Raw genomic sequence first — 10,351 nt, 5'->3', positions numbered from 1 at the left:
ATCGTTTTGTGGAAGCGTTCGCAGATACCATTTGTTTGCGGTGACATAGCTTTGGTTTTTGTATGATCGATATCATTAATAGCCAGATATAACTGGTAATCATGATGTTCGACTTTGCCACAATATTCAGTGCCTCTATCGGTTAGAATACGTAGCATGGGAAGCTCGTACTGTTCGAAGTACGGCAGTACTTTGTCGTTGAGTATGTCAGCCGCAGTAATTGGCGTTTTCGTGGTGTAGAGCTTAGCGAACGCTACTTTGCTGTATGTATCAACGAAGGTTTGTTGGTAGATACGCCCAACGCCTTTGAGATTACCCACGTAAAATGTATCTTGAGAGCCTAGATAACCTGGGTGAGCCGTTTCAATTTCACCACACGCTTCGTCATCATGTTTTTTCTTTTCAAGCGCAGCTACTTGAGCGTCGGTGAGAATGATACCTTCGTTAGCAACTTTATTTTCTAGTGCCTTGAGACGCTTTTTGAAGTTCTCTAGGTCATGACGTAGCCATATTGAACGAACACCGCTGCCAGAAACGAATACGCCTTGTTTTCTGAGTTCATTACTCGTTCTGTGTTGGCCATGAGCTGGATAATCGACAGCGTATTTAATGACGGCTTGTTCAGTTGCTTCATCAACTCTATTTTTTAAGTTTGGCGCTCTACGACTTTTATCAATTAACGCATCAAGTCCACCGTCTTCGACGAGTTCTTGATATCGATAAAATGTATCACGGGATACGCCCATCACTTTGCAGGCTCTTGATACGTTGCCAAGTTCTTCTGCAAGATTAAGTAAACCCGCTTTGTGTTTAATAATTGGATTGTTAGTATGTAGCATGAGAGTTACCTCTTATATGTTTTGATTTAAAGATTCGACACCTTTTATCAAAACGGGTAACTCTCACTTTTTCAAGTTGATGTGTCAGATCTTGTCTGAACTAATACAGTTAAAACAAAGGCTCGCAGTGCGAGCCTTTTTTAATACATTTTATTTAATATTACTAAGCCACACGCTTTGGTATGGTTCTAGCTCTATTGTTAATTGGCTTTCTTCAATCGTTTTATCTGCCACCAAATCAAACCACTTTTGGGTGTTAATTAAGTTTAAGTCGGCTAATGTAAGTGTTTGTGGTTTATCGCTAATGTTATAAACACAAAATATGCTTTGGCGTCTGTCAATACTTTGTCGCCAAAAACCAAATAATCCCCCCGCTAAATGCAGCGTAAACTGTGTAGCATTGGGGTGGAAGGCACTTTGCTTTTTGCGTACTGCCAATAAGCTTTTTATGCCGTTAAACACTTTATGATGATGACTGTACTTTTCACCAATTGCCGCCAGTAGCTTTGACTCTTGCCAACGATGGCGGTTAATAGCACGGTTATGCTGTGAATTTTCAAAGCGTTCGTAATCGTTAGTTGTACCCAACAAACTATGAATATAAAGCCCTGGGATACCTTCAAGCGCAAACATAATTGCGTGAGCACACATAAACCGCTCCAGGCCAAACTTATCTGGGCCATTGTGCGTCCCTTGGAGAGCATCAAATAAAGCAATATTTAGCTCGTACGGTGTATGCGTTCCATCGTTACTGGTTCGCATTGATACACGACCACCAAATTGCATAGTGGTACTTACAAGTGACGCCACTTCACTGGGTTGCAATAAACCTTCAATTGGTCTGAGCCCTATTCCATCGTGCGAGGCTATAAAATTAAAGTATGCCGTACCATTTTGCGCAGGTGGCATGCTCATCATCCAATGCTTAATTGCAGTGCTATCGCCACTAAGTAATGTATGAAGCAATAAAGGCGGCAGTGCAAAGTTATAAATACTGTGCGCTTCGTTGGCATTACCAAAATAAGACAAGTTTTCTTGATTTGGAATATTGGTTTCGGTAATTATAACTACGCTCGGCTCTGCGTGCTCAATAAGTGTTCGCATTAGCCTTACGGCTTCATGTGTTTGCGGCAAGTTAATACAACTTGTATTAAGCTGTTTCCACAAAAATGCGACCGCATCAAGTCTAAATAAACGTACGCCATTGTCTAAATAATGGCGAATTATTCCCACAAACTCTTTAAGTACCTCGGGGTTTGCAAAATCAAAATCAACCTGATCGTGACTAAAGGTACACCACACGTGCTTTTCGCCGCTTGGCGTAGTTACAGTATTTAATAACGATGAGGTTCGCGGGCGTACAACTTGGCTTAAATCATCCGTTAAGCTCGCCGTTTTGAAATAATCTTTACCCGGGTGTAAATCATTTAAAAAGTTCTCAAACCATACACTTCTGCTTGAGCAATGGTTAATAACCAAATCCGCCATTAGCTTTACATCTTTAGCGATATTTTGAATATCTCCCCAATCACCCAAGGACTCGTTCACTTGCACGTAGTTCATTACGGCAAAGCCTTCGTCTGAGCTGTACGGGTAAAATGGCAATATGTGCAGCGCATTTAGTTGCATATCACATTGCTCTTTTATAAACCTGTGTAGTGTTTTAAGCGGTGCCTCCATTGGGCTCGATACGGCAAATTCGCTATCATCGTGTTTAATAATAGAGTCGCCATAAGCAATCAATACTATATCTTGTTCATCCCATCGGTTTGTATGGGGTGTCGGGTCGCGCAGTGCATTGCTACCTAATATAATTTTAATGAGTTGCTGAGCAAGCTCAGTAACCGATAAAGGCAGCTCAACACCCTCATAAATAATATGAAGATGTTGCTCTACTCGTTGTAAAAATAATTCGCTAACTGTGCTCACATGCGCCCCTAATATTTATTGTTTAGACTTATAGGCTAGTTAACCTGCACGCAGGTTAACTATATTCTTCGTTATCTAGCTCTACGGCTTCTTTTAAGCGCTCAAGTACGTCTGGCATTGCTGATACAACACGGTTCCAACTTGGCACAAATGGCGCTTCCATTGGGTTTTCTAAAAAGTGTTGCCCTGCTTCCATAATATTTTGTGCAAACATTTCTACTGCTTTTTCTTCTTGGTGTACATCAAGCGTTAACCCGTTCATTAGCGCGTCGTTATGATACGTTTCTATAAAATCTAGACCAATACGGTAATAAGTTGCTTTTAATGAACGAATTGTTTCGCTGGTAAAAGTAACACCTTGAGTCGCCAGCTTTCTAAACAATGCCTTAGTAATATCAATCGACATTTTAGACAAGCCTGCACTTTGATCATCAAGTGAAAGTTCTTGGTGCTTATGGTCATAATTATCGGCAATATCTACTTGGCACAAGCGGTTATGCGAATAGTTACGATACATTTCACTCAGTACGCCTATTTCAAGGCCCCAATCACTTGGGATGCGAATATCGTTTAATACATCGCGTCTAAACGAAAACTCACCTGCAAGTGGGTATCTAAAAGAGTCCATATATTCAAGGTAGTCGGTATTGCCTAAAATTGTTTTAAATGAGCGAAGCAATGGCGTTACTAATAAGCGCGATACACGGCCATTAATTTTGCCATTAGCAGTACGCGGGTAAAACCCTTTACAAAATTCATAGTTAAAGCGCGGATGCGCAACGGGGTAAATTAAGCGAGCAAGTAGGCTTCTGTCGTAGGTTAAAATATCGCAATCATGCAGCGCGATAGACTCTACTTCTGCTGTAGCTAATTTATAGCCCATGCAATACCACACATTACGCCCTTTACCCAGCTCACGTGGTGCAACACCTAGCTCTTGTAATTCTTTATCAAGTGCTTGTAAGCGTGGGCCGTCGTTCCATAATACTTTATGGTTTTGGTTTAGCTCTTTAAAAAAGCCAAGTGCATGGCGATACTGTGCTTCGTCGGCTCTATCTAAACCTATAGTAATTTGCGATAAATACGGTACTTCGCGCAACTCACTAACTATATTTTGCAGTGCAGGGCCTTCGAGTTCACTAAATAAAGAAGGAAGTATTAATCCCATAGGGCGCTGCTTACTAAAAGTAAGTAGCTCTTTTTCTAGGTCTTCTATTGGTCTGTCGGCAATATTATGTAGTGTTGTAATAATGCCATTTTGATAAAAATCAGCCATGAGATGTTTGCTCCTCAGAAATACTTAAAATACTGCTAATACACGGCAACGACGTTATTTCTTCAATCCAGCCCAGCGGTGCTGGTGATTGAGAGTATCGTGCTTTGTTGTGCGACAATTTAACCGGCTTTTTACTCGCCGGATTGGCAATAATAATGGCGATATTTGCATGCTCTAACATTTGTTTATCGTTATCGCTATCACCCAGTGCTATAACCGTGAGAGGCTTTCTGAAATGATGGGTAAACTGTTTAACTAACCACTGCTGTGCAGCGCTTTTATCGGTATTTTTGGCAATATGAATGAAGCGTCCGCCAATTTTTATATCGTAGCCGAGTGCTTCAACATCGTTTACAAAGGCTGTGAGTAATTCGTCATTGCCATACCAATAAAGAGGGTCTGAATAATCGCGAGTTTGTGCGCGCCTTGCTTGTGCATCGTTTAGCCCGGTAAGCTCTGATATTTGCTCACTCGATAAGTCACTAAACAATTTGTAATGCGCTTTATAATCCGCCTTTAAAGTATTTAAATCATTTAATAAACTCGATAACGGCTTTGCCATTGCGTAGCACCAATAAGCGCCTACTTTTTTACAACCAATTGGCTTTAATTCAAAATAGTCTTCTGGAATAAATACCGCTGCACCGTTTTCGACAATAAAAGGCTGTTGAATATTTAAATCGTTTTTAAGCTCTATAACTTCGCAAAAAGTTTTGCTGGTATTAAACACCACAGGAATATGCGCATTTTGCAGCTGCTGTAATAACTCACTGATATTATTTGTATTGTAATCGGCGTGATCGAGTAATGTACCGTCCAAATCTGTAAAAATAATAGGTTGAAGGGTGTCATCACTCGTTAGGTGCATACCGCTAATATCTCGGTTGCTATCAAGTTCAATTAAAGCATTTGCTTTAGCGCTCAGTGTATTTAAGTTCTCACGCGTAATGCGCTCAAAATGAGAAATAAAAGACACCAATTGCTCGTTAGTCATGGTGCCTGAGCCTTCACCTTTTTTGGCTATTAGCTTTTGTTCTTGCTCTTGTCGCCATGTAAAAACATCACTAAAACTCGGTGCTTTTAGCATAACTGTATAATCAATTAGGTTAAAAACGGCTTTATATTCATTTGCCAAACAGCTATTTACACAGCGGCGCCAAACGCCTTCTTTATCAAACTGTTGCTCTAACTCGTTAAGCGGCTCACTCAATGAAAACAGCGGTTGTGGCTCACTGCCCACGCACCACCCTTCTAAAATAACAATATCAACTGGCTTTTCGTTTGTTAGCCAATCACTTGTTGGCACGCAGTCGTCTTCGTGTTTATTAAAACGTGGAAGCGGTACGTTTACCTCTCCTGCCAGTAAATTAGTTATTGTGCTATTCATTAACGCTACGTCGTGAGTACCCGGTACTCCGCGAGTAGTAAAAAGAGGATGCACATCTTTTGCAAGCTCAGTACGTGCTTGTTTTGCTAAATAAAAGTCATCAATTGACAATGCAACACTGTTAAGTGGTGTGTTTTTAGAAAACCACGTAACTAAAAAATCTGCGAGTGTTGTTTTTCCTGAGCCCTGGCATCCATTTATGGCAACAAAAATAGGAGTATTTGTTTTTTTAGATTCGAGGATGTCATGCGCAAGTGGAACAAAATATTGCTCACTCAAATATTGATACTTTAAAGGCAGTTGGTGTTTTGCTAAAAACGGGGTTATATCCACAATATTGGCCTCTGACATAGTAACTCCTTTGCATACGATGCGTTCTGGAAATTAAATGCAGATACTAGACCATTATTATTTTTGTATATTTATTAACAGGTTAAAAAAATAGCGCATTGAAAATGCGCTATTTTGGTGCAATATTTTTAACTTACGTGCACTATTAACTCTCTTGAGGCTGCGCCTTAGGTAATACAAGGTTGAGCACAATGCCTAAAATAGCGCATAAACTTACGCCCTCTAAACTAAATTGGCTACCACCAATATGCATACCGCCAATACCGCACACCAAAATAAGTGCAACAATACTTAAGTTACGTGGTGCTGTTAAATCATCGCCCGACTTAACTAATGTATTTAGACCCACTACAGCAATAGAGCCAAAAAGTAGAATCATAATGCCGCCCATTACAGGTACAGGTATAGTCTGTAAGCCAGATCCCATTTTAGCAACAAAGGCTAAAATAATGGCGATAATGGCTGTCCACATCATTACTTTAGGATTGAAGTTTTTGGTAAGCATAACTGCTCCCGTTACCTCTGAGTAAGTTGTGTTAGGCGGGCCGCCAAATAATGATGCAGCAGACGTCGCAAGGCCATCACCAAACAAAGTACGGTGAAGCCCAGGCTTTTTCAAAAAGTCTTTATTGGTTACTTGGCTTATAGCCATCATATCGCCAATATGCTCAATTGCAGGTGCTATTGCTACAGGCACCATAAACAAAATAGCCTGCCATTTAAACTCAGGCCATGTGAAGTTTGGTACAGCAAACCACTGTGCGTTAGTTACTGCGTCAAATTGCACAACGCCCATTGCAAGCGATAAACAATAACCCGCTACAACCCCTGCCAGAATAGGTATAAGCTTAAATACGCCTTTTCCCCACACTGCAAAAATAAGCGTAACCACTAACGAGAACAACGAAATATAAATAGCGCTGCTGTAATCAATAATTTGAATACTGCCGTCGCCACTTTTACCCATCGCCATATTTACAGCAACAGGTGCAAGCGCTAAACCAATAACCATAATTACAGGGCCTACAACCACAGGCGGTAAAATTTTATGAAGCGTTGCAACGCCCTTAAATTTTACTAATAAACTTAAAAGCATATAAGCAAAGCCCGCTACCATTAAGCCGCCCATAGTGGCCGGCACGCCCCACATTTGCACAGCGGCAATAATGGGTGCAATAAAAGCAAATGATGAAGCTAAAAATATAGGCACTTGGCCTTTAGTCACTACCTGAAACAGCAAAGTACCAATGCCAGCGGTAAAAAGCGCAACATTAGGATCCAACCCCGTTAAAAGTGGCACTAATACCAGCGCACCAAATGCTACAAACAGCATTTGCGCGCCTGTTAAAATAGTTTTTATTGAAAAGGTGTCATTATTTTGCACTTAAAGACTCCTAAACAGTACCGAATATTTTGTCGCCCGCATCGCCTAAACCAGGGATAATATAGCCCTTTTCGTTTAAGTGGCTATCTACAGAGGCTGTAAATATTTCTACGTCGGGATGTGCTATAAGTGTTTTTTCCACACCTTCTGGTGCAGCTACTAATACAATTACTTTGATTTCTTTACAGCCTGCTTTTTTAAGCATATCGATTGTGGCAATCATTGAGCCACCCGTTGCAAGCATAGGGTCAATAACTAAGCTTAAGCGCTCATCAATATTACCTACTAGCTTTTCAAAATATGGTACTGGTTCTAGTGTTTCTTCGTTACGTTCAAGACCAACCACACTTACTTTAGCCGCTGGTAATAACTGCATAACACCATCCATCATGCCAAGACCTGCGCGTAAAATAGGCACTACGGTAATTTTTTTACCTTTAATATGCTCTACTTTTAATTTATTGCCATCCCAGCCTGTAATTTCGTTATCTTCTAACTGTAGGTTTTTAGTTGCTTCGTAAGTTAATAAGGTTCCAACTTCAGAACATAATTCACGAAAGCTTTTAGTACTAATACCATGCGCTCGCATTAGGCCTAGTTTATGTTGAACAAGAGGGTGAGAAATAACGTGAATTGCCATGATATAAACCTACTGATACAAGAATTTGCAGTATTTTATATTAAAAAAGGTCATTTGACCTGTAGTTTTAAAGAGATTTTCATACATCGTGCCAAAATGCATTGTTTTGCTTGATATTTATGCAAGCAATCAACCCGTTGTGTTTATTAAATGTTACTCGCTAACCAGCTGTTTACTTGCTGTTGCATATAACTATTTATTTTTTGGTGCTCGGGGCTCCAGCCAGCTAAAAATCGATAAAAGTCAGCCCATGCAGCAGGCCATAAAGCGAGCCAATCGTCAGCTATTTTACCTGCTGGTGCTGTAGGATGATAAGTTGTAATAGCAGCCTTTAAATTATCAAAATAATACGCAATGTACTCATCAGCGCACTCGTGTAATTGTGCATCACTTAAGCAACTGGTCATAAAATACATTACATCAATTATCCCAGAACCTGCACCTATATACTGAAAATCATAACCGAGTATTTCATCGCGCTCATTTGCTGCAAAGTTAGCAAGTTTTGCATCGCCATGAATCAGCGTTTTATAGGCACAACTTTGTAGCTGCTCATCTATTTTATGTGCAGCATTTTTAATATCGGACTTTTTATAAAGGTTATCTTTTAGTTTATTAAACTCATCTGGGCGCGTGCTTAAATGCCAATAGTTGCCTTGCTGCCATAACCCTTCAGCGGGTTTACTTAAGTTAAACGCGTGAAAGTGTGCAAGCCACTTTAATATAGCTTTAACATGTTGTGCCCCTGCTTGAGCAAACCCATGTTTGGTGAAATCCTTAAACACCAGCGCATATTCATCATCTTTATTAATTGCACCTATACATTCAATACTTTGCGCATGTACTGGTAAATGCTGGCTATAAAGCTTATAAAAAGTGTATTCAACACTATATGAGTGCTGCTTTCTTTTAAGCGCAAATTCGCTTTGTTTAATTTTAGGATGGTGTATATAACTGGGTATTTTAATAGCTTTAATAACGCAGGCTTTATCATCAAGCTGGCACTGCACAATACTGCCACATCCACTCCAAAGTGATGTAAGCGTATCGCCAATTTCAATGTGCTTAAAGTGAGGTTGTAATAAAGCAATGTAAAATGCCATAGCTATATTAAGTAATTAAGTTTTTTGTAGTTTAACATTAGTGGACGTTTTTAATAAAACTAAGGCATAAAAAAGCCCCACTTGGTTTTATACAAGTTTGTATGTAAATAGTGGCCAAAATCACTATGCCACAACACTTTGATTTTGAAATTAACTGGATAAAACCATGTCTTCCTAGGTTGAGTATATTTAGGCATTTTAGCCTCTTCAAAGTGATGAGGAGGTGTCCGCTAAAACGGGTGAGGAGCATAGTCCTGCTTGAATGGTTTGTTATGTAACCTTTATACCACTTTCCTCAAAAAACTTTTCTAATTTACTTCTATTAATGTTTGATAGAAAAGCAAAAGATCTAAAGGTAATACCGACTTTAGATTTAAAGTCTATTAGGTGACCCAGCGGACCAAGATTATAGGAGCGTATTTCTTGAAGTGAATCAAGTGCAATGTCATCTTTAAAAAAGCCATAACCGTAAAAGTACAACCTATTTTGATGAATTTGAAAAACAGGCTTACTTAAAGCTCTAATAGACCAAACCCAAAGGATAAAACCAACACCAAATAAAATAACCAAAGTAAAATCTAAACGATAGTTAAGCAAGCTAAGTAATAATTCATCATCGCTCCTATTACGAGCCTCTAAGAAATAAACACCTAAAAAGGTTCCTATCGGAACTCCAGGTATTACCCAGATGTACATTAAGAATGCTTTCCACATTGGATAATGTTCTGTGGACGAGTTTCTCCAGAATTTCACGATTCTTCCTTGGTTACATAACGCCCAAATAACAGGCTAAAAATAGTGGGCTAAAATGGAGCGAAGCGAACAGCCCGCTGTTTTTAGTCCTTGTTGATTTGCTTGTATGGATAATAAACCCATAAATTAATTAATACTTTAACCAAGTTCGGGTAATGTGAGGCCCAAGCTTTGGCTGCAACCAAAGCCTTTTATACAGTAGTTCGATTGATTGAAGGCTCCTCTATTGAGAGACCGATAACAAGAAAGAACGCTGTATAAACTCCAAGCATTAAACTCGGATAGTCAACGGGGCCTCGAGCCCGAATCGCAAGGCAGAGTCAGCTTATTATGAATACACTCAATAATCAAAATGAAATTAACGTCGGTGTCGATACAGGTAAAACTCAACTCGATATTTACATCCGACCGTTAGATATATATTTCACCGTAGAAAACAATGACGGCGGCATTAAACACGCTATAAAAACACTAAAAAAGCACCCAATAACGCGTGTTACTATTGAAGCAACTGGGCGCCTTGAACACCCCTTTATTATGGCGTGTGCTCAAGCGAATATCCCTTTCGTTGTTGCTAATCCCGTTAATATTAAACGTTTCGCAGGCGCTATTGGCCAAAAAGCAAAAACAGATAAACTTGATGCGCAACTCATCGCTCATTTTGGTGAAGCAATAAAGCCACCACTCTC

The 10,351-nt window shown here is 39.7% G+C and carries 9 protein-coding genes; 1 reads left to right on the top strand and 8 read right to left on the bottom strand.

Features of this window, described 5'->3' with window-relative positions; translation table 11 throughout:
• The 8 genes from QT16_RS17520 to QT16_RS17485 form a co-directional block, all read right to left on the bottom strand.
• The coding region (locus QT16_RS17520) for an IS481 family transposase (RefSeq protein ID WP_039489700.1) at nucleotides 1–839 on the bottom strand (839 nt) is incomplete at its 3' end.
• A gap of 150 nt (nucleotides 840–989) precedes the next feature.
• Nucleotides 990–2,768, bottom strand: coding sequence for a sugar phosphorylase (locus QT16_RS17515; protein WP_002958672.1), 1,779 nt, complete (start codon nucleotides 2,766–2,768; stop codon nucleotides 990–992).
• A gap of 55 nt (nucleotides 2,769–2,823) precedes the next feature.
• Nucleotides 2,824–4,044, bottom strand: coding sequence for a glycosyltransferase family protein (locus QT16_RS17510; RefSeq protein WP_002958673.1), 1,221 nt, complete (start codon nucleotides 4,042–4,044; stop codon nucleotides 2,824–2,826).
• Complete coding sequence (locus QT16_RS17505; protein ID WP_039489698.1) at nucleotides 4,037–5,782, bottom strand: HAD-IIB family hydrolase; 1,746 nt, start codon at nucleotides 5,780–5,782, stop codon at nucleotides 4,037–4,039. The genes QT16_RS17510 and QT16_RS17505 overlap by 8 nt, the downstream gene beginning before the upstream one ends.
• 145 nt (nucleotides 5,783–5,927) lie before the next feature.
• Entirely contained in the window at nucleotides 5,928–7,166 is a 1,239-nt protein-coding gene (locus QT16_RS17500; protein WP_002958675.1) for a uracil-xanthine permease family protein, read from the bottom strand.
• A gap of 10 nt (nucleotides 7,167–7,176) precedes the next feature.
• Nucleotides 7,177–7,806, bottom strand: a complete 630-nt coding sequence (upp, locus tag QT16_RS17495; protein WP_039489696.1) for a uracil phosphoribosyltransferase — start codon at nucleotides 7,804–7,806, stop codon at nucleotides 7,177–7,179.
• Nucleotides 7,807–7,952: 146 nt separating this feature from the next.
• A complete protein-coding gene (locus QT16_RS17490; protein WP_039489693.1) occupies nucleotides 7,953–8,909 on the bottom strand; it encodes a phosphotransferase in 957 nt (318 codons plus the stop codon).
• Between the two features lie 270 nt (nucleotides 8,910–9,179).
• Nucleotides 9,180–9,662 carry a hypothetical protein gene (locus QT16_RS17485; RefSeq protein WP_039489691.1) on the bottom strand — a complete coding sequence of 161 codons (483 nt, stop codon included), beginning with the start codon at nucleotides 9,660–9,662 and terminating at the stop codon, nucleotides 9,180–9,182.
• A 330-nt stretch (nucleotides 9,663–9,992) separates the two neighbouring features.
• On the opposite strand from QT16_RS17485, the gene QT16_RS17480 reads away from it, so the two are divergent.
• Nucleotides 9,993–10,351, top strand: a 359-nt coding sequence (locus QT16_RS17480) for an IS110 family transposase (RefSeq protein ID WP_039488369.1), incomplete at its 3' end; no start/stop codon positions are given.

This window comes from Pseudoalteromonas distincta (assembly GCF_000814675.1).
GTDB classification, from domain to species: Bacteria; Pseudomonadota; Gammaproteobacteria; order Enterobacterales; family Alteromonadaceae; genus Pseudoalteromonas; species Pseudoalteromonas distincta.
The sequence above is the reverse complement of the archived record's forward strand: the minus strand, read 5'-3'. Positions and strand labels throughout refer to the sequence as shown.